The sequence below is a fragment of the Nocardia sp. NPDC049526 genome (assembly GCF_044465765.1).
Classification (GTDB): domain Bacteria; phylum Actinomycetota; class Actinomycetes; order Mycobacteriales; family Mycobacteriaceae; genus Nocardia.
The window spans coordinates 448,487-475,036 of sequence record NZ_JBITMA010000004.1; the positions used below are offsets into that span (position 1 = coordinate 448,487).

Annotated in this window: 13 protein-coding genes; 5 read left to right on the forward strand and 8 right to left on the reverse strand. The window is 67.2% G+C overall.

Going from position 1 to position 26,550, the window contains the following annotated elements; all coding sequences use genetic code 11:
• Positions 1-135: 135 nt before the first annotated feature.
• The 5 genes from ACIBW7_RS15630 to ACIBW7_RS15650 form a co-directional block, all read right to left on the reverse strand.
• Positions 136-1,293 (reverse strand): class I SAM-dependent methyltransferase, encoded by a 1,158-nt coding sequence (locus tag ACIBW7_RS15630; protein WP_397046906.1) that lies wholly within the window; start codon positions 1,291-1,293, stop codon positions 136-138.
• Positions 1,293-2,270: a class I SAM-dependent methyltransferase gene (locus ACIBW7_RS15635; protein ID WP_397046907.1), complete on the reverse strand. Its 978-nt coding sequence runs from the start codon at positions 2,268-2,270 to the stop codon at positions 1,293-1,295. The genes ACIBW7_RS15630 and ACIBW7_RS15635 overlap by 1 nt, the downstream gene beginning before the upstream one ends.
• Before the next feature lie 560 nt (positions 2,271-2,830).
• A complete protein-coding gene (locus ACIBW7_RS15640; protein ID WP_397046908.1) occupies positions 2,831-3,607 on the reverse strand; it encodes an enoyl-CoA hydratase-related protein in 777 nt (258 codons plus the stop codon).
• Between the two features lie 17 nt (positions 3,608-3,624).
• The gene (locus ACIBW7_RS15645) at positions 3,625-4,395 is read right to left on the reverse strand and encodes an NUDIX hydrolase (RefSeq protein ID WP_397047087.1); all 771 of its coding nucleotides are present in this window, start codon (positions 4,393-4,395) and stop codon (positions 3,625-3,627) included.
• A gap of 107 nt (positions 4,396-4,502) precedes the next feature.
• The gene (locus ACIBW7_RS15650) at positions 4,503-5,336 is read right to left on the reverse strand and encodes an ABC transporter ATP-binding protein (RefSeq protein ID WP_397046909.1); all 834 of its coding nucleotides are present in this window, start codon (positions 5,334-5,336) and stop codon (positions 4,503-4,505) included.
• Positions 5,337-5,389: 53 nt separating this feature from the next.
• Between ACIBW7_RS15650 and ACIBW7_RS15655 the strand changes: the two genes are divergently transcribed.
• Complete coding sequence (locus tag ACIBW7_RS15655; protein WP_397046910.1) at positions 5,390-5,665, forward strand: hypothetical protein; 276 nt, start codon at positions 5,390-5,392, stop codon at positions 5,663-5,665.
• Between the two features lie 50 nt (positions 5,666-5,715).
• Here ACIBW7_RS15655 and ACIBW7_RS15660 read toward each other — a convergent pair whose 3' ends face one another.
• From ACIBW7_RS15660 to ctaD, 3 genes are all read right to left on the reverse strand, one after another.
• Positions 5,716-6,480: a peptidyl-tRNA hydrolase gene (locus tag ACIBW7_RS15660; protein ID WP_397046911.1), complete on the reverse strand. Its 765-nt coding sequence runs from the start codon at positions 6,478-6,480 to the stop codon at positions 5,716-5,718.
• 74 nt (positions 6,481-6,554) lie between these two features.
• Positions 6,555-7,778, reverse strand: coding sequence for a phosphoserine phosphatase SerB (gene serB / locus ACIBW7_RS15665; RefSeq protein WP_397046912.1), 1,224 nt, complete (start codon positions 7,776-7,778; stop codon positions 6,555-6,557).
• Positions 7,779-7,915: 137 nt separating this feature from the next.
• A complete protein-coding gene (gene ctaD, locus ACIBW7_RS15670; protein WP_063046341.1) occupies positions 7,916-9,658 on the reverse strand; it encodes a cytochrome c oxidase subunit I in 1,743 nt (580 codons plus the stop codon).
• A gap of 290 nt (positions 9,659-9,948) precedes the next feature.
• Between ctaD and ACIBW7_RS15675 the strand changes: the two genes are divergently transcribed.
• The 4 genes from ACIBW7_RS15675 to ACIBW7_RS15690 all read left to right on the forward strand — a co-directional run bounded on the left by ACIBW7_RS15675 (position 9,949) and on the right by ACIBW7_RS15690 (position 26,517).
• Positions 9,949-10,800: a VOC family protein gene (locus tag ACIBW7_RS15675; RefSeq protein WP_397046913.1), complete on the forward strand. Its 852-nt coding sequence runs from the start codon at positions 9,949-9,951 to the stop codon at positions 10,798-10,800.
• Positions 10,801-10,935: 135 nt separating this feature from the next.
• Entirely contained in the window at positions 10,936-12,033 is a 1,098-nt protein-coding gene (locus ACIBW7_RS15680) for an ABC transporter substrate-binding protein (protein WP_397046914.1), read from the forward strand.
• A gap of 473 nt (positions 12,034-12,506) precedes the next feature.
• A complete protein-coding gene (locus ACIBW7_RS15685; RefSeq protein WP_397046915.1) occupies positions 12,507-12,965 on the forward strand; it encodes a hypothetical protein in 459 nt (152 codons plus the stop codon).
• A 235-nt stretch (positions 12,966-13,200) separates the two neighbouring features.
• Positions 13,201-26,517, forward strand: coding sequence for an amino acid adenylation domain-containing protein (locus ACIBW7_RS15690; RefSeq protein ID WP_397046916.1), 13,317 nt, complete (start codon positions 13,201-13,203; stop codon positions 26,515-26,517).
• Positions 26,518-26,550 lie beyond the last annotated feature (33 nt).

Sequence of the window (26,550 nt, forward strand, 5' to 3'; positions counted from 1 at the left end):
CGATCACCGTCTCCCGGGGGCGAAGCACAATCCTGGACGCCTGATCACCATGGGCTGGCGGCGGCGAATATCGAGGCGGCCCGCCATCAGTACATTCTCGATGCCGGCGAGTGCGGGGTGGGGCGGTGGGTGGGGTCAGGTGCAGAGGAAGGCGGCGGCGGTGCGGGATAGGCGGGTGAGGATGAGGGTGTAGGGGGTGGTGCCGCGGAGTTTGAGGCGTTTGCGGAGGGCGTCGGGGTCTATGTCGAGGCCTCGGATGCGGATTTCGAGGGGGCCGCAGTTGCGGCGGGACAGTTCTTGGCGGAGGGTTTTTTCGCGGAATTCCAGGCGGTCGAGGATGCGGAAGCCGCGGACGCCGTGGGGGACGGTGTTGCCGGTCAGATAGGCGATCTGCGGGTCCAGTTGCCAGAGGCCGTGTTCGGCGGCGTAGTGGCGCACGAGGCCTGCGCGGACGATGGCCCCGTCGGGGTCGATGATCCACTCGCCGGGGGGCTGTTCCGGAATATCGTCGGGGGCGGCGTCGGTGTAGGTGACGGAATCGCCTCGGGAGGTGAGGACTGTTGCGCGGCGGGTGACGTCGCTGTCGGAAAGGCCCGGTGACCACAGGCAGGCCTCGCGGACCGCGCCGTCGAGGGAGACGACCTCGATCTCGCCCGGCCAGTCCAGGCGGTCGAAATCCAGTCCGGGAGCGCACTTTACGGCCAGATCGCGGCCGGGATAGGCGGCAAGCAGATCCGGTAGCGGGGGTTGCAGCTTGGCCGGATCGTGCGTGCGGCGACCGTCCGCGCGGCGGGCCGGATCGGCGATGACCACGGTGCCGGTGCTGGTCGGGACGAGGGCATCGGCCTTGGCCAGCAGAACATTTCGGGATGCGGCGAGATTGTGTGCGGCCATGGACAGGCGCACGTCGTCGAGGTCGCTGCCGAGTACGGAAGGGCAGGTGCGGACCAGTTCGGCGAGTTCCGCGCCGATCGAGCAGGTCACATCGTGTACGACGCGTCCGGACAGGCGCGCGGCGCGGTGTCGGGCGACCAGCGTCGGCGTCGCCTGTTGCAGTGCGTCATCGGTGAACAGCCACTGTCCGGTATCGACGAGCTTGGCCGCGGCACGGCGGCGCAGGCGCACCGTTTCCACGAGTGCGGCCGACCGCTCACCGAATTCGCGACGCACCCGCTCCAAATCGCGCAGGTGCGTCGCGGGAGTCAGCTCCAGCCGATCCACCTCGGCCAGCGCGGCGCAACCCGCCGCGCTGCCGAGGAAGACGACATCCTCGCGGCCGAAGCGGTAACCCACTACTTGCCGGCAGCGCCCGGCTTCACGCCGGTGATCATGGCGTTGTAGAAGAACTGGCGCGGCACCACGCGGCGCATGACGTTCTCGTCCAACCAGCTCAGCCGCAGCCACGCACGGTACATGGCCATCCGGTAGCCCATGGTGAGCTTCTCGTCCGGGACGGCCGCCTCGAAGGTGCGCACCGGCCAGCCCCACAGCGCCGCCGCGAATTCCTCGGTGCTCGCCTTGACCTCGGTGGCGCCGGCACGCCTGGCCATCGCCTCGAGATCGCTCGGATCGAAGGTGTGCAGGTCCACGACCGCCTCCAGCGCCGCGGCGCGCGAGGACTCGTCCAGTTCGGCCTGCGGACGCCGCCAACCCGACAATGCGGGCAGCTTGGTCACGGTGGTGGTGGCCTTCCAGGTGATGCGGCCGAGCCAGCGGGCGTAGAAGTTGCCCGCGGTGGTCGGTTCACCGGCGAAGACGAAACGCCCGCCCGGCTTCAGCACGCGCAGGCACTCCTTGAGCGCCAGTTCCACATCCGGGATGTGGTGCAGCACCGCGTGGCCGACGACGAGGTCGAAGGTGTCGTCCTCGTACGGGATGGTCTCGGCGTCGGCGACCCGGCCGTCGACATCGAGCCCGAGGTTCTCGGCATTGCGCAGTGCGACCTTCACCATGCCCGGCGACAGGTCGGTGACCGAGCCGGACTTCGCGATGCCACCCTGCATGAGGTTCAGCAGGAAGAAGCCGGTGCCACAGCCCAGTTCCAGCGCGCGCTCGTACGGCAGCGGCGCGGGGCCGACCGCGGCGTCGAACCGGCCGCGGGCATAGTCGATACAGCGCTCGTCATAGGAAATCGACCATTTGTCGTCATAGGTCTCGGCTTCCCAGTCGTGATAGAGCACCTGGGCGAGCTTCGTATCCTTCAGCGCTGCTTCGACCTCGGCCTCGGTGGCATGCGGGTTCGGCGCCGGGTCATCGGGGTGGACCGTCATGGTGGGCTAGCCTAGCCAACCCTCCGCCGCACGTCTGCAGCGGACCAGTGAGTAGGACGTGATTTCGCCCCGCCGCCCTGTACCCCGAGACTCGTTCTGGTTCTGAACCTGCCCGACGATCTACCCCCGCACCGCCACGCGACCCAGATGCAGCCGGCAACCTGGGGCTCGAGTGGGACTCACGATCATCGAGTGCTGCGAAAGTCACACAATCCGTCACCCAGGAACGTGTTCCTGTTTATGGTCCGCATCTGCACTCGGATCGCCCAAACCCGACCCAACCGACCACGGCACCGCAGATCCCGACTACCGACCAGTAGCGACAAGCAAGCCGAACCGAACCGTCAGCCTGCTGCGATGCCCGTCCGGGGCCCGTCAGCGTCCGACAACGGTTGCCGGACCTGGACCGCCGGCCAGGTACGTCTCCGTGCCGATGCGGCGGCCCTCGGTGGAGAAGAGCATTCGATGCGAGAACGCTCGAGCCGTCAGCCCCCGCCTGGGCAGATCGACCCGAGAGCCAGACGAAAACCACCGACTCGACCGAGCCCGTTCGGGCCCCGTCAGCGCCCGACGAACGTCGCCGAGCCTGGGCCGTCGGCCAAGTAGGACTTGGTGCCGATGCGGCGGTCTTCGGTGGTGAAGAGGGTGGTCCATTCGGTGCGGGCGCGGTCCAGGCCGTGCGGGCCAGCTTCGAAGACGGCTTTCGCGGCGGCGAGGGCGCGGGTGGGGCCGTCGATGAATTGTCGGGCCCAGCGGATGGCGGTGGTGTAGACGTCGTCGGGGGCAACGACCTCGTCGACCAGACCGAGGGTGCGTGCTTCGTCGGCCTCGACGAAGCGGCCGGTGTAGACGAGGTCTTTGGCGGCGCCGGGGCCGATCAGCAGCGATAGGCGGCGAATACCTGCGAGGGGGATGAGGCCCGCTTTGATTTGGGGCAGGCCGAGTTTGACGTTGTCGCCGATGATGCGGCGGTCGGCGGCGAGGGCGAGTTCCAGGCCGCCGCCGAGGCAGTAGCCGCTGATCGCGGCGACCGTGGGCTGGGGCACCTTGGCCAGGCAGCCCAGTGCCGCTTGCAGATCGGCGGCCATGGCTTCGGCCTGATCCGGGCCGAGCCCGGAGAGTTCGGCGAGGTCGTCGCCCGCGCAGAAGACCCGCTCGTCACCGTAGACGACCAATGCCGCGACCCCGGGGTGTACGGCGACAACCGCCGCCGCCTCGGCCACCTCCCGGACCAGCTGCGCATTCAGCAGGTTCAGCGGCGGACGGTCGATCCGGAGGACGGCAACGCCACGGACGGCGGGATCCTCGGGCAACTCCAGGGTCACGAATTCGGCCATGGCAGAAACCTACTGCCTCACGGACGCGCGGATCCTCTGAGCCTGCTGGTATCCGGCATTCCGGCGAAGTATCGCTGATTGTCCGGGAACTGGAGCACCTGTCGCCCGTTGTCACCGGTGAGCACCGGCATGATCGGTTCGATTACCCGGTCGATGGCCAGAATTTCCGCCGTGGAAGCGAATTCGGCAATGGCATCGAGCTGCGACCAGGTCGGCGGCAACAGCACATCGGTACCCGCACGCCAGCGGTCGAGCTCCTCCCCCGCGGTGCGCCATTGCACCTCGGCCGCCTCGGAGGTGGCACCGTCGGCGAGCTGCCCCTGCGGCAGCACCGCGACGAAGAACCGGGTGTCATAACGTCGCGGCTCGATCACCGGGGTGATCCAATTCGCCCATGGCCGCAGCAGATCCGCGCGCAGCACCAGTTTCTCTTCGGCGAGGAAGGCCGCCAGCGACACCTCGCGACGCTCCAGTCGAGCCCGGGCATTGTGGTAACCAGTGGTATCGGAGACGACGGTGTCGGCGGTAGGCCCGGCCAGCAGTACCCCGCACTCTTCGAAGGTTTCGCGCACTGCGGCGGCAACGAGCGCCTTGGCCCTCGGCTCGGTGGTGCCGAATTTCGCCGCCCACCAAGCGGGTTCGGGTCCCGCCCATTCGATATCGGCGGTTCCGTCCGACGGATCGACACCACCGCCAGGGAAAACGGTCATACCGGCGGCGAAGGCCATCGCCCCGACCCGGCGCTGCAGGAACACCTCGGGCCCGGTGGCACCGTCACGCACCAACATCACCGTCGACGCGTCCTTGAGCGGCGGAATGGGCTCCTGCGCGTTCGTCTCACTCACTCCTGCACCCTAACGCCTGCTTGTTTTACGCCGTAATCCACATCACGGGCTCAGCGCGAACGGTGCCGCCCCAAGCGACGCGCGCGCCGCGCGAAGTACCGGCCATCGACGCGATCCAGCGCGATCGACTGACGGAAGGCCTCGCTCAGGTTCTCGGCGGTGAGCACATCCGGCAGCAAACCCTGCGCGACAACCGCGCCCTCGTTCAGCAGCAGGCCATGGGTGAAGCCCGGCGGAATCTCCTCGACATGGTGAGTCACCAAGACCATGGCGGGCGAATCGGGATCCGAGGCCAGATCGCCGAGGCGTTCCACCAACTCCTCACGGCCGCCCAGATCCAGACCGGCCGCGGGCTCGTCGAGCAGCAGCAACTCCGGATCGGTCATCATCGCGCGGGCGATCAGCACCCGCTTGCGCTCCCCCTCGGACAGCGTTCCGTAGGTGCGATCGGAAAGATGTTCGGCGCCGAGGCTTTCGAGCATATCGATGGCGCGATCGGTATCGATATCGTCGTACCGCTCGCGCCAGCGACCGAGAAGCGCGTAACCGGCGGAGACCACCAGATCGCTGACCTTCTCGTCGCGCGGAATCCGGCTGGCCACCGCGGCCGAGGACCAGCCGATGCGCGGTCGTAGCTCGCTGACATCGGTTTTGCCGATGACTTCACCGAGCAGATGGGCGATGCCCGAGGTCGGATGCACTTCGGCGGCGGCCATGCGGAGCAGCGAGGTCTTGCCCGCGCCATTGGGTCCGAGGACCACCCAGCGTTCGTCGAGCTCGACCTGCCAGGTGACCGGGCCGACGAGGGTGTGACCCGAGCGTCGGATGGTCACGTCGGTGAAATCAATGAGCAGATCGGGATCCGGTTGCGGCACGGGCTCCATCTTGGCTCAAATGCGCTGTGTTCGTACGACCGACCCATGCCGGTAGCCACGACGTGGCCATTCGTCCGCCACGACGTGCCTTCGCCGACGGTGCGCGCACCGCTCCCGGCGGGTTTTTCGGCGGCTCATCGGTGGAGCGGAACATCCGCGCGACGATCAGTGCCAGCGGAATCGAACAACCTACCCAAACGGCGAGTATCACCAACAGCGTCGTCATCATGATGGCCTCCGGCAAGTGGTGTGCGGCGGTCCTGTTGCGTCGAACGTACCCAGATCGGGCCCGGGTGAATCCCCCTGGCACCGAACAGCGAAACATCTACACCGCGTAATCGCTTGCGGGACCTGCAGTGTAAATCGGAGGCAATTCCCCCCGGGGCAATCAGTATTGTCCAGGCACCGCGATCACAGTTATCGAACCTGGAGCGACCTCGGTGAAACCAGCGTCACGGACCGCCACAGCCCGTCCCCGAGACACCTGCTCGCACAGCGACGCCCACTGTTCCGGACCGGATTCGCGCACCGCGCATCGGAACTCACGCTGCGACCACCGCAGCGCCTCGTCCACCGTGAGCGCACCGGCTAGCAACATGCTGGCGTGACCGACCTGAGCGGCGGCCTTGCCGAGCGTCATGCCGAGTTTCGCATTCACCCACAGCACCGGCAGATCGGGATCGGCGGGTCCGGGATCGTCGTGTTCGAGATCGGTGCCGTTGATCTGCAGCCGCCTGATCCGCGGATCGACCTCGCCGACCGGCCCCGGCACGAATGCCCGCGCCTGCGCACCATCCACCTCGACGGTCACTCCGTCCACCTCGTTGGCCGCCAGCCACTGCGCACCCCGCGCCCGCCGCGCCACCTTGCGGATCCGCGACCGCTTCCAGGCCAGGAACCGCTGCTCCCACACCCCGTCGGGTCCGACCCGCTCATCCAGGCACAGCGCCACCGTGGCCACCGCCGCGGCCTCCAGCAGCGCACTGCGCCGCGGCGGATCGACCTTCGGAATGTGCAGCACCATCTGCATGGCCTGCACGAGAGCGGGATCCTCCGGATCGCCGAGACCGCCGTAGCCGCGCGCCAGCTCCGCATGCCGAATGCGGAATCCCTCGACGCCCGTTGACAATTCGGCCTCCGGGATACTCGACATCACGCCACCTCGATCGTCAACGAAAACCGCCGCGCAGGCGCGACACCCCCAGCGAGCCTACCGACCCGCGCGACTCAGCTGCCGACGAGCGGGACGCGACGGATTCCGCCGTCGCGGGCATCGGCGGCCTCCACCTCGTCGCGGGTCACGCCGAGGATGAACAGGACCGCGTCCAGGTAGGGATGCGACAGGGCCGCATCGGCGACCTCGCGCAACGCGGGCTTGGCATTGAAGGCGACACCGAGTCCGGCCGCATTGAGCATGTCGATGTCATTGGCGCCGTCGCCGACGGCCACGGTCTGCTCCATCGGCACCCCCGCCTCCGCCGCGAATTTGCGCAGCGCGGTGGCCTTGAAGGCGCGGTCGACGATCTCGCCGACCACCCGGCCGGTCAGCTTGCCGTCCACGACCTCGAGCGTATTGGCCTGTACGAAGTCCAATTCCAGTTCGTGCGCGAGCGGTTCGATCACCTGACGGAAGCCGCCCGACACCACACCGCAGCGGAATCCGATGCGGCGCAGGGTCCGAATGGTGGTGCGCGCGCCCGGGGTCAGCTCGATCCGGTCGGCGACCTCCTCGATCACCGATTCGTCCAGCCCCTCGAGAGTCGCCACCCGCTGACGCAGCGATTCGGCGAAGTCGATTTCACCGCGCATAGCCGCCTCGGTAACCTCGCGGACCTGATCCTCGACCCCGGCGTGCGCGGCGAGCATCTCGATGACCTCGCCCTGGATCAGGGTCGAATCGACGTCGAAGACGATGAGCCGCTTGGCTCGGCGGGCCAGTCCGGCCCGCTCCACCGCGACGTCCACCTGTTCGGCAACCGCGACCTCGGCCAGCGCCGTGCGCAGCCGGGCATCGGAATCGGGGCCGGTATCGGTCGCGGTGACCAGGAGTTCCATGCCGGTCACCGGGTAGTCGGCAATGCCGCGGATGGTGTCGATGTTGGCGCCGAGCGCGGCGAGCTGACGGGAGACCGAACTGAATGCGCGTGCGGTCACCGGCGCGCCGAGGATGACCACCGCATGGGTGGACATCGGCTGCCTGCCGACCTGCGCGTCGACCTCGACGTCGACGTGCATGCCGACGGTATTCATCGCCTCTTCGAGCTCCTCCTGCAGCGCCTCCGGATCGCTCGGGCAGGTGACCAGCACGCCGAGGGTCAGTCGGCCGCGGATGACGACCTGCTCCACATCCAGCAGGCTCACGTGGTGCCGCGACATCGCCGCGAGCAGCACGGAGGTCACACCGGGCCGGTCGGGTCCGGTGACGGTGACGAGGACGGTGGTGTCGGCCAACTGAGGTGCTCCAAGTTAGTTGTTTGCCGTAGCTGTGCTGGACCCCGGTGTCGCAACGCTGCGGTCGGTGCTTGTCCCACAAATGAGTGTGCACCCACTGATGATCAGCAGGTGCACACTCTCATCGATCGGAAATGCTAATGCTTTGCCAAGGCGCCTTCATGCACCTCGGTGGCATGTTTGCCCGAACCCCAGCCCACATGGGCCTCGGCCCGCATCCGCTCGACCATATGCGGGTAGTGCAGCTCGAAGGCGGGACGCTCGGACCGGATTCGGGGCAGTTCGTAGAAGTTGTGCCGCGGTGGTGGGCAGGTGGTGGCCCACTCCAGCGAGTTGCCGTAACCCCACGGATCATCGACGGTGACCACTTCGCCGTAGCGGTAGCTCTTGAACACGTTCCAGATGAACGGCAGCATCGACGCGCCCAGGATGAAGGCGCCGATGGTGGAAATGGTGTTCAGCGTGGTGAATCCGTCGCTGGGCAGGTAGTCGGCGTAGCGGCGCGGCATGCCTTCGGCGCCCAGCCAGTGCTGCACCAAGAAGGTGGTGTGGAAGCCGATGAAGGTGGTCCAGAAGTGCCACTTGCCGAGGCGCTCGTCCAGCATGCGTCCGGTGATCTTCGGGAACCAGAAGTAGATACCGGCGTAGGTGGCGAACACGATGGTGCCGAAGAGCACGTAGTGGAAGTGCGCGACGACGAAGTACGAGTCGGTCACGTGGAAGTCCAGCGGCGGGCTGGCCAGGATGACGCCGGACAGACCACCGAAGAGGAAGGTGACCAGGAAGCCGAGGGAGAACAGCATCGGCGATTCGAAGGTCAGCTGGCCGCGCCACATGGTGCCGATCCAGTTGAAGAACTTCACCCCGGTCGGGACGGCGATCAGGAAGGTCATGAACGAGAAGTACGGCAGCAGCACGGCGCCGGTGGCGTACATGTGGTGCGCCCACACCGCGATCGACAGCGCCGCGATGCCGAGGGTCGCGTAGACCAGCGTGGTGTAACCGAAGATCGGCTTACGCGAGAAGACCGGGAAGATCTCCGAGACGATGCCGAAGAACGGCAGCGCGATGATGTACACCTCGGGGTGGCCGAAGAACCAGAACAGGTGCTGGTAGAGCAGGATGCCGCCGGTGGCCGGATCGTAGATGTGGCCACCGAGATGACGGTCGTAGGCCAAGCCGAACAGCGCGGCGGTGAGCAGCGGGAAGGCGAGCAGCACGAGGACGCTGGTGACGGCGATGTTCCAGGTGAAGATCGGCATCCGGAACATGGTCATGCCGGGGGCACGCAGGCAGACCACGGTGGTGAGCATGTTGACGCCACCGAGGATGGTGCCCAGACCGGAGACCGCGAGGCCGAGGATCCACAGGTCGGTGCCGACGCCCGGCGAGTGCAGGATGTCGGTCAGCGGCACGTACGCCGTCCAACCGAAGTCCGCGGCGCCACCGGGGGTGATGAAGCCCGCGGTCGCCATGGTCGCGCCGAAGGCGTACAACCAGTAGCTGAAGGCGTTCAAGCGCGGGAAGGCGACGTCAGGCGCGCCGATCTGCAGCGGCAGGACGATATTGGCGAAGCCGAACACGATCGCGGTCGCATAGAACAGCAGCATGATCGTGCCGTGCATGGTGAACAGCTGGTTGAACTGCTCGGGAGACAGGAACTGCAGACCCGGCCGGGCCAGCTCACCACGCATCAGCAGGGCCATCAGACCACCGATGAGGAAGAACGCCATCGAGGTGGTCAGGTACATGACACCGAGGACCTTGGGGTCGGTGGTGGTGACCATCTTGACGATGAACGAGCCCTTCGGCCCGGTCCGAGCCGGATACGGCCGAGTCGCTTCCAACTGAGGGACTGGCTTTGGCTCTACGGCAGTCACTGATCCTCCTGAAAGGTGCCTTTAGGTCGCTCCGCAGGCTCCGCTGCTCGCATCCGCCCCACTACCGGGGACAGACGAGGAGTTCGCTTGCGCTCCTGAGATCGTAAACGGGTGCTGCGACAGCCATCAGCACGGGTCCTACTCTGTGTCGTATTTCGCGGTCAGGGCGAGTACGCCGACGATCGAAATCCGGCACCGAGCGACCTGCAAGCAGTCGCCGCCGATGACTTTCCCGGGCAGCCGACGTCTCTATCGGTGACAGTGATCCACTCTCGGCAAGGAGACCTTTGATGAGTACTGCATCGCGTAGCGATTCGATGAGGGGCGGCGGTCGGGCGACGGGTGGGCCCGCACCCGAGACCGGCGACCCCTGCTGGGTCGATATCTACACCTCTGATCCAGATGGGGCCATCGCCTTCTACGGCCAGTTGTTCGGCTGGACCGCAGACCGCGCGGACGAGGAGTTCGGCGGCTACATCACCTTCCGCAAGGACGGTAAGGCCGTCGCGGGCGGCATGGGCAAGACCCCGGACGGGGCCGAGGGACCCGATCAATGGACGGTCTACCTCGCCTCGCCCGATGCCAAGGCCACCGCCGACGCGGCTGCCGAGCACGGCGGCGCGGTCATTGTGCCGCCCATGGAGGTGGGCGATCTCGGCGCGATGGCCGTGCTCGGCGATGTCGGCGGTGCGGGCGTCGGCATCTGGCAGACCGGCACCTTCGGCGGTTTCGAGACCATCGGCATCGCCTCGGGCGGCACCTGGAGCGACCACGTCGGCATCCCGTCCTGGTTCGAACTGCACACTCGCGACTACGCCCGCTCGCTCGACTTCTACCGCGACGTCTTCGGCTGGAGCGATACCTTCGCCATCTCCGACACCCCGGAGTTCCGCTACACCACGATCCATGCCACCACCCCGATGCTCGGCGGTGTCATGGATGCCTCGGCCTTCCTGCCCGAGGGTGTACCGGCGGGCTGGACCGTCTACTTCGGTGCCGATGACGTCGACGCGGCCGTCGCGAAGGTCGTCGAACTGGGCGGCGCCGTGCTGGCGCAGCCCGAGAACACCCCATACGGCCGGATCGCACAGGTCGCCGATCCGACCGAGGCACGTTTCAGCATCGGCGGCAACGCCGAGTAGCCGATCCCGCTACCGCGCGGAATCCGCTGTACGACAGCGGGATTCCGCACGGTAGCGGACAGGGTCCGGATGCGGGGTGCACGCGGTGGTGGCCTTCGCGTCCCGGCACCCACGCCACGCGGTACCCTCACCCGCATGCCGGTGAGCGCCCGTGTTCGCACCCGAAACCGCACAGACTCCCGCCGATACGGCACCGCCAGGAATCGCGCGGTCCGGCACGGGGGCACCGCGGTCGCCCTGCTCTGCGCCGCATTGCTCGTCGCGAGCTGCAGTCAGAAGGACGATGCCAGCTCGATCATTCGCACCACGACGAATATCGCGGGCGCGGGTGTGGTCGGCCTGGAGCGTGACACCTCGCAGGCCTGCCCGCTGCCGAGCGCACCCGATCCGTCGAACGGCAAGACCCGCACCGTCACCCACGCCGCGGGCACCTCGGAGGTCCCCGCCGATCCGCAGCGCGTCGTGGTGCTGTCCACCTCCGCCTTGGACGCCGCCTGCGCGGTCGGCCTGTGGGAGCGGGTCGTCGGCGCGGTCCCGATCGACGGACCCCGCTCGCAGCCCATGTATCTCGGTTACGGCGTGCTGAAGATTCCCGCGGTCGGTTCGGCGGCACAGCCCGATCTCGGGCAGATCGCCGCACTGCATCCCGATCTGATCATCGGCGATATTTCGAGCGGCCCAGGCGGTTTCGCCGCATTGCAGGCGATCGCGCCGACCGTACTCGCCGATCCCGGCAGCGGCTGGCAGACCGAATTCAACACGCTCGCAGCGGGTCTCGGCCGCCGCAATGCCGCGACAACGGCATTGGAGAACTACCGCACCGAGGCGCGCGAGACCGGTAATGCCCTGGCCGCCAGCCAGTCCCAGGCCTCGGTGGTCCGCTTCACCGCCGATCACGACCAGGTCCAGGGCAGCAATAGCTTCGCCGGACAGGTTCTCGCCGATGTGGGCGTACAGCGGCCGACCGCGCAGCGCGGCACCTCCTTCGACGTGACCGAGAAGGACCTGATCAAGGTCGATGGCGACATCATCTACGTTGTCTTCGCCGGCGAGGCAGGTGCAGAGCACGGTAAGACGGTGCTGCGCAGCGACGCCTGGAAGGATCTCGGCGCCTCCTCCGATAAGCGCGTCTTCGCGGTCGAAGACACCGTGTGGCACGGTGACGGCCTCACCGCGGCCCGCGCCCTGCTCGCCGACCTGCGCAGCAGCTTGAACGGTTACGTCACCGACTGACTGTGTTGGATTGGCCGCGCCTTCGGCGCGGCGGGTTCGCGGCCCCCTGGTGTCTCGCGTCCGAGTCGTCGAGACTCGCACCTGCGGCGCATGCGCTTCGACGACTCGAACGCGAGACAGACCACGAAGTCGCTCATAAGACTCGCTCCGTTGGCGTCACCGAAAGCGGATCGTTCGGCCACCGATGCACACGCCACGGATGGTCGCGTCCCGCACCTGCGGCGCATGCGCTTCGACGACTCGAACGCGAGACAGACCACGAACGGGTCGCTCATAAGACTCGCTCCGTGGTCGTTGCGAGTGATTTGATCGGTCCTCTGAGCGCGCACACCTTGTAAGCGCGCACACCTTGGGTATGGATTCGCTCACCCTCGGAGTGCTCCTACCAGCGCTTGGGTAGCTGTCGCCAACCCCTCCCAGCAGCGAGATTAGAAGGGCATCGAAAACAAGACGGAACCTGTGAGGGGATCACAATGAGCACTCTGGTCGAAACGCCCGCTACCAACGTCATCCAGCTGCAGCCGCGTCTGCGGAAAGCGGCCGAGCTCGAGCTGTGTGCGGTCTCCGGCAACTCCGGGACGCTCGCCAACGTCGAGCTGGATCGCTGGGCGAATCGGCTGGCCCGAGTGCTGATCGCCCGTGGCGCCGCTGCGAACGCGCGGATCGCACTGGCGATCGACCCGCAGATCGAAGACACGGTTGCCACATCCGCCGTCGTCAAGCTCGGCGCGACTCCGGCATCGGTGGCCGAGGACGCGACCGCCGTCCCCGGTGCCTCCCTCGGCATCACCACCAAGGCCCGTCGCCCCGAGCTCAGCGATGACATCGACTGGCTGCTCCTGGACGACCGCTCGACGCTGCAGCGCTACCTGGTCAGCTCCGACGCCCCGATCACCGATGCCGATCGGCTGACCGAGCGGAAGTCCGCCTGACCCGCTATTCAGCCTGCGCGCCCGAACCCTAGGAGTTCGGGCGCGCTGCGGCGCGTACGCCCGGAGGCGGCAGCGCCGCTCGACCACTTAAGCCTCTGGGACGCCGCCGATCGAACACAGTGTTGTCAATACGCCTTCGGTCGGCTCGGCGCCGGTCCAAAATGAACTTGCTACTACGCGACGGTCGGGACCAGCGGTGCGCCACCGCTCCAGACGTCAGAACGCAGGTGTGCTTATGCAACAGCCATCGTCCTCGAACGGAAAAATAGGCACCGCACCGCCCGACAGCGCGTTCCCGCTGTCGGCAGCCCAGCGCGGCATCTGGTTCGCCCAGCACATCGCGGGCGATACGCCTATCTCGATCGCACAGTACGTCGAACTGATCGGCGACCTCGATCTCGACGCGCTCGCCGCGGCGGCCAAGCAGACCGGGCGCGAATTCGGGACCGGATATGTCCGGCTGCTCGATGTCGAGGGTCAGCCGTACCAGTTCGTCGACACCACCATTGTCGACGAACTCACCGTCATCGACCTGCGCGATAAGCCCGATCCCGAGGCAGCGGCACATGCCTGGATGCGCGCGGAGTACTCCGCGCCGCTGGATCTGATGCGCGACCGATTGGTCGTGGTGGCCATGCTGCGGCTGGCCGATGACCGCTGGTTCTGGTACTCGCGCATGCACCACATCGTGCTGGACGGTATGGGTGCGCTCGCACTGGTACAGCGCACCGGCGAGATCTACAACGCCGTCATCGAGGGCAGCGAGGCGCCGCCCGCCAAGGCCGAACCACTGCAGCAGATCGTCGACGCCGATCTGGCCTACCGCGGCTCGGACCGATTCGACGCCGACCGCGAGTACTGGCGCGAGCATCTGGCCGGGATGGCCGACCCGGTCAATCTCGCGGGTCGCGAGGCCGATGTCGACGCGCCGCCGAGCCGGGTCTCGGGCGCACTGCCCGCCGCGACGGCCGAATTGCTCGATACCGTGGCGAAGGCGGCCGGCTCGAACGCCGCGCCGACCATCGTCGCCGCCTTCGGCGCCTATCTCGCCGCGATGACCGGTGCCCCCGAAGTGGTACTGAGCCTGCCGGTTTCGGGACGCACCACGGCGGCACTGCGCCGCTCCGGCGGTATGGTCGCCAATGTCGTTCCGATGCGCATGAAGTTGTCACCGACCACCACGGTCGGTGACATGATCCGGGCAGCGCAGAGTGAGCTGACCGGGGCGCTGCGCAGACAGCGTTACCGGCAGGAGGACATCGTCCGTGATCTCGGCTGGTCGATGGACGAGGCGTCGTCGTTCGGTCCGGCCGTCAATTTGATGATGGTGGACACCAGGATTCAGCTCGGCTCGGTCACCGGACGACTGCACGTGCTGACATCCGGGTTGATCGATGACGTGTTTTTCAACCTGTATCCGGGCGTCGGCGGCGAGAGCACCCATATCGATCTGCAGGGCAACGGGAACCTGTACAGCACCGAGGAATTGGCGGCACACCATGCCCGCTTCTCGAGGTTCCTGCACGCGTTCCTGGCCGCCGGACCGGATGCGCCGCTGTGTACCGTCCGGGTCGTCTCCCCGCAGGAGCAGGATCGGCTGGTGCCCGCGCGTGGACCCGAGGCGGTCGCACCGCGCACCCTCCCCGAAATCATCGCGGCCGGTGCCGCACTCGACCCGGAGGCGGTGGCGCTGCGCAGCGGCGACACCAGCATGACCTACCGTCAGGTCGACGAGTACACCAACCGCCTGGCCCGCGTGCTGATCGCGGCGGGCGCCGGACCCGAACACACCGTCGCGATCTCGATTCCGCGTTCGGCCGAATCCGTCCTCGCCACGCTCGCGGTGGCGAAATCCGGTGCGGCATTCGTCCCCATCGATCCGACCTATCCCGCCGATCGGATCGAGCATATGGTCGGCGACAGCGGGGTCGTCGCGGGCTTGACCGTGCACCCGGCGCGAAAGTCCTTGCCGGACCGCGTGAATTGGCTGCTGCTCGACGACGACGCGACGGCCGAAACGGTGGGCGCGCAAGATTCGGCGGCGATCACCGATGCCGAACGCCGCGGGGCGGTGCACCTGGATCAGATCGCCTACATCATCTACACCTCCGGATCGACGGGCCTGCCCAAGGGTGTGCTGGTGTCGCATCGCGGCCTGGCGAATTTGGTCACCGGTTCCGGCGCCGGTTTCGGTGTCGACGCCGATTCGGTAGTGGCACACGCGGTTTCGCCGAGTTTCGATATTTCCGTCGAGGAGATCCTGGTCACCCTCGCGGCGGGTGCGACGCTCGCCGTCGTGCCGCCGTCGGCGTATGCGGGCGAGGAGATGGCCGAAGTTCTGCGCGCGCACCGGGTCACTCACCTCAATGTCACCCCGACGGTCGTGGGCTCGCTGGACCCGGCGACGCTGCCGGATCTGCAGACGATCGTCGTCGGTGGTGACGCGTGTCCGCCGGAGTTGGTGACCACCTGGTCCGGGCGGACGCTGTTGAACGGCTACGGACCCACCGAAACCACCGTCACCGTGACCTTGAGCGGGCCCTTGCGCCCCGGCGGGCCGGTAACCATCGGCAGCATCGTCCTCGGCGTCACCGCCGTCGTGCTCGACCCGTGGTTGCGGCCGGTGGCCCGCGGCTCGGTCGGCGAGCTGTATCTGGCCGGCGCGGGCGTTGCGCGCGGCTATCACCAGCGCAACGGGTTGACCGCCAGCCGTTTCGTCGCCAACCCGTACGCGCCGGGTGAGCGGATGTACCGCACCGGCGATCTCGTGCGGTGGACCGCAGACGACGAACTGGAGTACCAGGGCCGCAGCGACTTCCAGGTCAAGGTGCGCGGGTTCCGCATCGAACTCGGCGAGATCGATGCCGCGCTGCAACGGCAGCCCGATGTCGACTTCGCACTCACCATCGGCGCGAAGACGCCCACCGGAGTGACCGCATTGGTGGCGTACGTGCTCGGCAAGCCCGGCACCGAGATTCACCCGGAGGCACTGAAAGCCGCTGTCGGTGAGACGCTTCCGGCCTATATGGTCCCCTCGGTGATCATGGTGCTCGACAGCATTCCGCTGACACCGCTCGGCAAGGTGGACCGCAGGGCTCTGCCCGCACCGGATTTCAGTGTCCGGGCCGCTGTGAGCCGGGCGCCGTCGACGCCGCGCGAAGCGGCACTGGCCGACTTGTTCGCCGATGTCCTCGGACTCGAAACGGTCGGTATCGACGACAGCTTCTTCGCACTCGGCGGTGACAGTATCGTCTCCATCCAACTGGTATCGCGCGCGAAGGCCGCCGGGATCGGCTTCAGTGCACGAGATGTGTTCGAGCGCAAGACCGTTGCCGCGCTGGCCGCGATCGCGACCGACGTGCGCGCGCAGACGGTCACCGAACTGCCCGGCGGCGGGGTCGGCGCCGTGGAGCTCACGCCGATCGTGCACGCCATGGTGGAGCAGGGACCGACCTGGAGCCGCTTCGGTCAGGCCGTCTTGATCGGTCTCCCGGAGGCCTTCGGCCGCGACCAGCTCAGCGCCGCAGTCCAAGCACTCATCGACCATCACGATGTGCTTCGCTCCACCCTGCGGCACACCGAGCAAGGCTGGGAATGGATTGTCGGCGAGCGTGATTCGATAACTGCCGACGATCTGATCGAGGTAGTCGCGGCCGGCGCGGACTCCGACGACAGCTACGAACGCGAATTACAACAGGCGGCGGATCTGCTGGATCCCGAGGCGGGTGTCGTCACGCGCTTCGTGCTGATCGAGCGGGCGGGGGCCGATCCTCTGTGCTGGCTGGTGCTGCACCATCTGGTGACCGACGGCGTCTCCTGGCGAATCCTGCTGCCGGACCTGGCGATCGCGGCGACGGGCGGCGCTCCCGGGCCCGTCGGCACCTCCTTCCGGCGGTGGGCATACGGTCAAGCCGAACAGGCGCCCGAGCGGGTAGCCGAACTGCCGCTGTGGCAACAGATGCTGGCCACCCCGGATCCGGTCATCGGCTCGGCGGCATTGGATCCCGCGGTCGACGTCGTCGCCACCATGGGCCAGTGCCGGACCACCGTGGACCCGGATATCGCCAACACCGTACTGGCCACTCTGCCCGACCAATTCCATTGCGGTGCAGACGATGTGCTGCTCACCGGGCTCGCCCTCGCGGTGAGCCGCTGGCGCGATCGCAATACCACGCTGCTCACTCTGGAAGGCCACGGCCGCTCCGAGACGCTCCTGCCAGGCGCCGATATCGCCCGCACGGCAGGCTGGTTCACCAGCATCTACCCGCTGGCCATCGATGTGACCGGGATCGATCTCGACGACGCGTTCGCCGGTGGCGGCGCGGCGGGCACCGCGATCAAGAAGGTCAAGGAACAGCTGCGCGCGGTGCCGGATAAGGGCATCGGCTACGGCATGCTGCGCTATCAGCATCCGGAGTCCGCCGCCACCCTCGCGGACGCGCCGATCCCGCAGCTCAGCTTCAACTATCTCGGCCGTGCGCTCACCGGCGGGCACGCGGGAGCGTGGCTGCCACAGCGTTTCGCGGCGACGCACAACGAGTCGGCGCCGCTGGCCGCGGTCGTCGATATCAATGCCGTGCTCACCGATGTCGGCTTGGAGGTCACCTGGGCCTACGCCTCGCGGCTGCTCGACGAGGCGGATGTCGGTCAACTCGCCGAGCTGTGGTCACAGGCGCTGCGCGCGCTCGCGGCGCACGCCGGCTCGCCGGGCGCGGGCGGACGCACCCCGTCCGACTTCGAACTCGTCACGGTGCCCCAACGGCAGATCGAGAGCTGGGAACGCACCTACCCGAGTCTCGTCGACGTCTGGCCGCTTTCGCCGCTGCAGTACGGTCTGCTCTTTCACGCGCTCTACGACACCGACACCGCCGACGACTACACCGTCCAATCACTGCTCACCCTGGCGGGCACCGTCGATGCCGCCCGCTTGCACAATGCGGCACAGGCCTTGCTGGAGCGCCACGAGAACCTGCGCGTAGCCTTCGCCGAAACCGACGACGGTCCGCGCCAGCTCGTTCTCGCCGATGGCGAAATCCGCTGGCAGGATATCGATCTCACCGATATCGCCGACACCGACGAACGCGACCGCGAACTCGACCGCCTCATCGCCCTTGATGCCCGCACTAGATTCGAACTCGACCGACCACCGCTGATCCGTTTCACCCTCATCCGCACCGGGGCCGATATCTATCGGCTGGTCATGACCAATCACCATCTGGTGCTGGACGGCTGGTCGACGCCGCTGCTGGTGCGCGAACTGCTGACGCTCTACGTCACCAGGGGCGACACCTCCGCACTGCCGCCCGCGCACTCGTACCGGGAGTTCCTGGCGTGGCTCGATGAGCAGGACAACGAGGCCTCGCTGGCAGCCTGGACGCAATCGCTGGCCGGCGTGGATACGCCGACGCGCGCGGTCCCGTCGCTGGCCGGGATCGAATCGACCGAGGCCGGAATGATCACTCATGACTTGGCCCGCACCACGGTCGAGCGGCTGGAGACCATCGCACGCGAATCCGGCGCGACGGTGAATACGATGGTGCAGGCCGCATGGGCAATGCTGCTCGCCATGTCGACCGGGCGCACGGATGTGGTGTTCGGCGGCACTGTCTCCGGTAGGCCACCGGAGCTGCCCGGTGTCGAAGAGATGGTCGGGCTGTTCATCAATACGCTCCCGGTACGGGTCCAGCTCGATCCCGCGGAAAAGGTCGCCGACCTACTGACCCGCATCCAGGCCGAGCAGGCACGCCTGCTGGACCACCAGCATGTGGGGCTGGCCGCCATCCACCGGGCCGTCGGCCTCGCCGAACTCTTCGACACGCTCACCGTATTCGAGTCGTATCCGATCGACCGGGAGGCGCTGTCGCAGGCACTCGACATCGCGGGTATGCGGGTGCTCGATGTCGAGGGCACCGACGCGACGCCCTACCCGTTGGGCCTCATGGTCATTCCGGTGCACGGCGAAGACGGGCACGACACGCTGCGTATCAACCTGAAATTCATGGCCGACCAGCTCGATCTCACCGCGGCACAACCACTGCTGGATCGCTTCGTCCGGCTACTGACCCAACTCGCCGACAACCCGAATGCCCTCGTCTCCCAGCTGCAATACTGCGACGACGCCGAACTGGCCACCCTGCTGCCGGTGCGCGGCGCGGAATCGGTTCCGCCGCAGACATTTCCGGATATCCTGTCGGCGGGCGCGCGCATCGATCCCGATGCCATCGCGATCACCGCGGGCGATCTCACCATGAGCTATGGCGAACTCGACGCGTGGTCCAACCGCTTCGCCCGGGTACTGCTCGGCCGCGGTGTCGGTCGGGAGATCTTCGTCATACTCGCACTCACCCGGTCACTGGAATCCGTGGTGGCCGTCTGGGCGCTCGCCAAGACCGGTGCGGCCTTCCTACCGCTGGATCCGAGCTATCCGGTGGAGCGGATCGAGCACATGCTCACCGATTCGAAGGCGCCGATCGGAGTGACCGTCACGGCGACCGGTGAGACGCTGCCCGGCACCATCGATTGGCTGCTGCTCGACGACCTGAACACGATTCGACGGGTCATGCTCGTCTCCGACGCGCCCATCACCGACGAAGAGCGCGGCGGCCCCATCAATATCGACCAGACCGCCTACCTGATCTACACCTCGGGCTCCACCGGTAAGCCCAAGGCGGTCCTGGTCAGCCATCGCGGTATCGCGAATGTGGCCACCGCACAGCGAGAGGGCCTCGAACTCGATTCCTCCAGCAGTTCGCTACAGGTCGCTTCGCCGAGTTTCGACGCATCGGTCTTGGAACTGCTGATGGCGCATTCGGCGGGTGCCCGCCTGGTGGTATCGCCACCGGATGTCTACGGCGGCAGCGATCTCGAACATCTGCTGCGCGCCGAGCGAGTCACCCACGCCGCGATGACGCCGTCGGCGCTGGCCACCATGGAACCGACCGACCTGCCCGACCTGCGGGTGCTCGGAGTCGGAGGCGAGGCCGCCACACCCGAGCTGATCGAGCGCTGGGCGGTCGGGCGGCGGATGCTGAATCTGTACGGCCCTACCGAATTCAGCATCTGCGCGACCAGCCCCGTCGAACTGCTGCCGGGGAAACCGATCACCATCGGCGGGCCGATCCGCGGCGCGTCGAACCTGGTGCTCGATACCTGGCTGCGACCGGTTCCCGTGGGCATCGCGGGTGAGCTGTACCTGGCCGGTCCGGCGCTGGCACGTGGTTACTTCAATCGGTTCGAGATGACCGCGGCGCGCTTCATCGCGAATCCGTATGGCGCCGCCGGGGAAAGGATGTATCGAACCGGCGATATGGTCCGATGGGTCATCGGAGCCGACGACGCGCTCGAACTGGAGTACTTGGGCCGCAGCGACTTCCAGGTCAAGATCCGTGGTCTGCGCATCGAACTCGGCGAAATCGATGCCGTGCTCTCACGCGACGAACAGGTCGAATACGCGGTGACCATCGGCCTCACCGGACCGGCGGGCGCGACCGTGCTGGTCTCCTATGTCCTGCCGACCCCGGGCACCGAACTCGATCCCGAGCGCCTGCGGGAGCAGGTGGCGGCCGAACTGCCCAGCTATATGGTGCCCGGATACCTGGTCGTGCTCGACGACATTCCGCTGACCCCGGTCGGCAAACTGGATCGCAAAGCCCTTCCGGTGCCGGACTTCTCGGCCACCGACCGGCCGTATCTCGCGCCGCGGACACCGGTCGAACAGGCGGTCGCCGAGGTATTCGGCGAGGTGCTCGGCAGCGAGCAGGTGAGCGTCGACCAGTCTTTCTTCGAACTCGGCGGCAACTCACTCAGCGCGACCAAGGTTGTCGCCCGGATCAATTCGTCCCTCGGCTCCACCATCGCGCTGCGCGATCTGTTCGACGCGCCGACCGTCGCCCAACTGTCCGCGCGGGTCATCCCGGCCACCGACGGCAAGCCGGGCCGGTTCACGCTGGCGCCGCGCATCCGTCCGGACCGAATTCCGTTGTCCCCGGCGCAGCAGCGCATGTGGGTACTCAATCGGATGGATCCGGCTTCACCCGCGTACAACATCGCGGTCGCCTTGCGGCTCACCGGAAACCTCGATGTGGCGGCGATGCGACATGCGCTCGCCGATGTGGTCGAGCGGCACGAGAGTCTGCGCACCATCTACCCCGCCGATGCGGAGGGACCCCGTCAGGTGGTGATCGGTACGGCGGCCGCCGCGCCGGAGTTGACCGTGATCGACACCGGAGACACTGCGGCCCTGCGTCATCGGATCAATGCCTTGGCGGGCACCGGATTCGATATCACCAAGGAGCCGCCGCTGCGGGTCGGCATCTTCCGTATCGGCGACGGCACCGGTGCGAACGGCAAGGGATCGGTGCCGGTGTCCTCCGGCGCCGGCGCGGGCATTCCGCCGGTGTCGTCGCATGCTTCGATGGATGTTCCGCCGGTGTCGTCGAGTCCCTTCGTGACCGAGGCGCCAGTGGTGGTCGAACCGCCGTCGGTGCATGTCGTCGTGCTCGTGGTCCATCACATCAGCGCCGACGGTGCCTCGATGGCGCCATTGGCGGCCGATCTGGTCGCCGCATACTCGGAGCGGACCAGCGGTGCCGACACGACCCGCGTGCCGCTCGGCGTGCAGTACGCCGATTTCGCGCTGTGGCATCGGGAGTTGCTCGGTAGCGAGTCGGATCCGGAATCGCTTGCGGCACGGCAGATCCGGTATTGGTCCGATATCCTCGCCGGTGCGCCGGATGTGTTGGAGCTGCCCGCCGATCGCCCGCGCCCGGCAGTGCAGTCGATGCGCAGCGCCGACCTCGATTTCACGCTGAACTCGCAATTGCACGGCGCCATAATCGAATTCGCGACCGCGAACAATGTCAGCGTCTTCATGGTCGTACACGCCGCGCTCGCGGTGCTGCTGGCCCGGCTCGGCGGTACCGACGATGTCGTGATCGGCACGCCCGTCGCGGGCCGTGGCGAGGAGGCGCTCGACGAACTCGTCGGCATGTTCGTCAATACGCTGGCGCTGCGCACGCCGGTCGATCCGGGGACGGGATTCCGGCAGTTCCTCGCCACCGTGCGGTCCGCGGATCTGGATGCCTTCGGCAATACCGATGTGCCGTTCGAACGGCTCGTCCAGGTGCTCAACCCGACCAGATCGACCGCACACCATCCGATCTTCCAGGTGTCGCTGTCACTGCAGAACTTCGTCGAACCGGTCCTGGAACTGCCCGGATTGCGGTTCGAGGTAGAGGATTTCGATCGCGGCGCCTCGCAATTCGATCTGACACTCGACCTGCGTGAACGTTTCACCGCCGATGGCCCGGACGGCGTCGAGGGTGTATTGACATACGCGAGGGACCTTTTCGACGAAGCCACGGTGGCAACCTTCGTCGATCGATGGCGTCGCGTCCTCGCCGCGATCGTCTCGGATATCGATATCCGCCTGGCCGATATCGATATCCTCGCCGAATCCGAACGCACCGAGCTCGTTCCGGTACGCGGTACCGTGACCGCCGGGACCACGACCCTTGCCCAGACGCTCGCCGCGTCCGCCACGTCCTATCCGGACCGCCCGGCCTTGGTCGCTGACGGACGCACGACGACCTACCGTGAACTCGACGCCACGTCGAACCAGTTGGCCCGGCTCCTGCTCGAAGCGGGCACCGGCACGGAAACCGTAGTGGCTCTGGGCCTCCCCCGCTCCGCCGAACTGCTGATCGGCATGTGGGCGGCCGCGAAGGCCGGTGCGGCCTTCCTGCCGGTCGATCCGAAACATCCGGTGGACCGGATCGATCACATGCTCACCGATTCCGGTGCGCGGGTCGGCCTCACCCTCGCCGCCTACCGGCCGCTGTTGCCCGACAGCACCGAATGGCTGGTGCTCGACGATGCCGAGTTCCGCGGTCGGCAACGGGCGGCAAGTGACGCAACGTTGTCGCCGGAGTCGATCCGTCCGGACAGCCCCGCCTGGATGATCTACACCTCGGGTTCGACCGGAACACCCAAGGGCGTCTCCGTCTCTCATCGCGGTATCGCCGACCTCATTGCGGCACAACGGGAATCGCTCGGCATCGACGAACACGCGCGGGTATTGCAGGTCGCCTCACCGAGTTTCGACGCGTCGGTCTTCGAGGCGCTGATGGCATTCGGCTCCGGCGGCGCGTCGGTAGTGGCACCGCCGGAGGTCTTCGGCGGTAGCGCGCTCGCCGAATTGATTGCCGCCGAGCAGGTCACGCATATGGTGATCACGCCGTCGGCCCTGGCCACCATTGATCCGGCCGAGGTATCGAGTGTGCGCGTGCTCGCGGTGGCGGGCGAGGCGGTCGGTGCCGAACTGGCCGAACGCTGGTGTGACGGCCGGAGCATGCTGAATCTGTACGGTCCGACCGAATTCACCATCTGGGCAACGGGTTCCGGCCCACTCGTCGCGGGCAAACCGGTCACCATCGGTGCGCCCATTCGCGGCGCGGCCGTACTGGTCCTCGACGATCGGCTGCGTCCGGTGCCTGTCGGTGTCGCGGGCGAGCTGTACCTCGCGGGCTCCGCACTGGCCCGCTGCTATCACGCCCGGCCGAGTCTGACCGCCGCGCGCTTCATCGCGAACCCCTTCGGCGGTCCCGGCGAACTCATGTACCGCACCGGTGACCTGGTGCGCTGGACCCGCGCGGCGGGACTGGAGCTGGAGTACATCGGCCGCACCGACTTCCAGGTCAAGGTGCGCGGTCAGCGCATCGAGCTGGGTGAGATCGATGCGGTTCTCGGTCGCGCGGACGGGGTCGACTTCGCGGTCACCCTCGGCGTTCCCGGCCCGACCGGATCCACGGCGCTTGCGGCCTATCTCGTGCGCAAGCCCGGTGTCGACCTCGATATCGCCCGCGTGCGCGCGTTCGCCGCCGATACCTTGCCCGCGTATATGGTGCCCGCCGCATTCGTGGTCATGGATGCCATCCCGCTCAACGCCGTGGGCAAGCTCGACCGAAAAGCATTGCCGGAACCCGAATTCGTCGTCGAGCAGACCGAGTACCGCGCTCCGACGACTCCCACCGAGGAGGTCCTCGCGCAGATCTACGCCGAACTGCTCGACCGCGACAAGGTCGGCGTCGACGATTCGTTCTTCGCGCTCGGCGGCGACAGCATCATGGCGATCAAACTGGTCTCCCGCGCGAAAATGCACGGTATCCAGTGCTCGCCGCTGCAGGTCTTCGAACATCGCACGGTTGCCGCATTGGCCGCTGTGGTGGCGGGGCCGGTCGTGACGCTCGACGAACTGCCCGGCGGCGGGATCGGCGAGTTGCCGCTCACCCCGAGCGTGCACGAACTGGTGGAGCGTGGCGGCGATATCGACCGCTGCGCGCAGTCCGTGGTGTTGGAACTTCCGGTCGGCGTCGAACGTGCGCAACTCGTTGCGACACTCGCCGCGGTGGTCGATCGGCACGACATACTGCGCTCGCGGCTCCGGCGGGCCGAGGACGGCTGGCAGTGGCGGGTCGGCGAGCCCGGCTCGGTCGATGTCGACGCGCTGGTGCACCGCATCGAATACGATGCCGGCGCCGACGCGCTCGATCTGCGCGAATACGCGGCCACCGAGCTGGATTCCGCGGCGGGCCGGCTTTCCCCGGCGAATGGCATTGTGCTGCAAGCTGTCTGGCTGGATCCGGTCGGCGATGCCGGGGCGCGGACGCGATCGGGCCGCCTGATCGTGGTGGCGCACCGACTCGCCGTCGACAGTGCGTCGTGGCGAGTTCTGGTGGCGGACTCGATCGCCGCGTGGGCGCAGGTTTCGGTCGGGAACACACCTGTCCTCGCCGACGTCGGGACATCGATGCGTCGGTGGTCGCATGCTCTCGTCGACGAGGCGCGGACCGAACGGCGCAGTGCCGAACTCGACTACTGGCAGGACATGATCGCCGGTCCCGATCCGCTGATCGGCTCCCGAGAGCTCGATCCGGCGATCGACCAGGCGCACACACTGCGCACGGTCGAATTCGAGGTATCCGAGGAGGTCACCACCGCGCTGCTGACCACACTGCCGGAACTGTTCCAGGGCGCGGTCACCGATGCTCTGCTCGCAACGCTGACATTGGCGCTGGTGCGGTGGCGGAATGTGGACGAGTCGACGGCCCTGCTGCGGTTGGCGGGCGATGGCAGGCGGGATGTGATCCCGGGCGCGAATCTGAATCGGACACTCGGCTGGTGCACGAGTATCTACCCGGCGCGGCTGGATCTGTCCGCGATCGATATCGATGACGCCTGCGCGGGCGGTGCGGCGATGGGCGCGGCGATCCGCGCGATCAAACACCAGCTGCTCGCGGTGCCGGACCAGGGCATTGGATACGGGATGCTGCGCTACCTCAATCCAACTGCAGCAGAACAACTTCCGGCTCGACTGCCGGGCCGGATCAGCTTCGGATACCTCGGTCGACACCCGGAAGTCGATATTCCCGCCGGACTCGAGGGGCTCGGCTGGTCCCCCACCGATGAATTCGGCGATCTGCGCGCCGACGAGCATCCCGAACTCCCGGTCGCCTCCGCGATCGAGATCAGCGCAGTCGTCATCGACGATCGGCTGCACGTGGATCTCCGCTTCCCGGGAACACTAGTGGACCGCGCCGAGATCGCCGCGTTGTCCCGCCTGTGGTACGAGATTCTCAGTGCGGCAGCCCATTTCGCGCATACCCCGGCAGCGCAGCGCGCTGCCGACGAAGAAGCCGCGACGATCGCCGCGCAAGTTGCGGCACGCGAAACCGCCGCCGCACCAGGCGGACTCGGTCTCGATGTGCTGCTGCCGATCCGGCTCGGCGGCACCGAGCCTGCATTGTTCTGCATCCACTCTTCGTCCGGAATGTCCTGGAGCTACCTGGGATTCGCGGAACGGCTGCGGCCCGGCCGTCCGATCTACGGTCTACAGGCCCCAGAACTCAGCGGCCGCGAACCGGCGGCGCGCTCCATCGAGGAGTCCGCCGACCGGTACATCCGCGAAATCCGCGCCGTCCAGCCGAACGGGCCGTACCATCTGCTCGGCTGGTCCTTCGGTGGCCTCATCGCACACGCCATGGCGGCGAAACTGCAGGCGGCGGGCGAAACCGTCGGCGTCGTAGCACTTCTGGACAGCGACCATGCCGATATCGACAGCGACACCATCGAACAGCTTTCCGCGGGCGCATTCGTCAACACCTTCGGCGCGATCTTCGGCATCGACGATGTTCCCGCCGAGGCGAGCGCCCAGGAGGCCGCCGAACTCATCGAGGCCCGGCTCGGTATGGAGCTCATCGATGCCGAGATCATCGAGCGAATGGCGGCTTCCTACAACGCGGCCGCGCGCACCCGCACCGGCTATCACCGCCCGGTCTATCGGGGCGACCTGCTCTATTTCAGCGCCACCGTGGACAGCTCCGATATGGTCGGGCCGGACGGTTGGCGGCCCTACGCCTCCGGCCTGGTCGTCAACCACGATATCGACCTCGCCCACAACGACCTGACCTCGCCGCACGCACTCTCGATCATCGCGCCGGTACTCGATGAACACCTCGCGGCGCCGCCGCCGGAACCGGGCGCTGGTGGTGGCTGATCCAGGACTCCGCACCCGCCGGGCTGGTAGCGA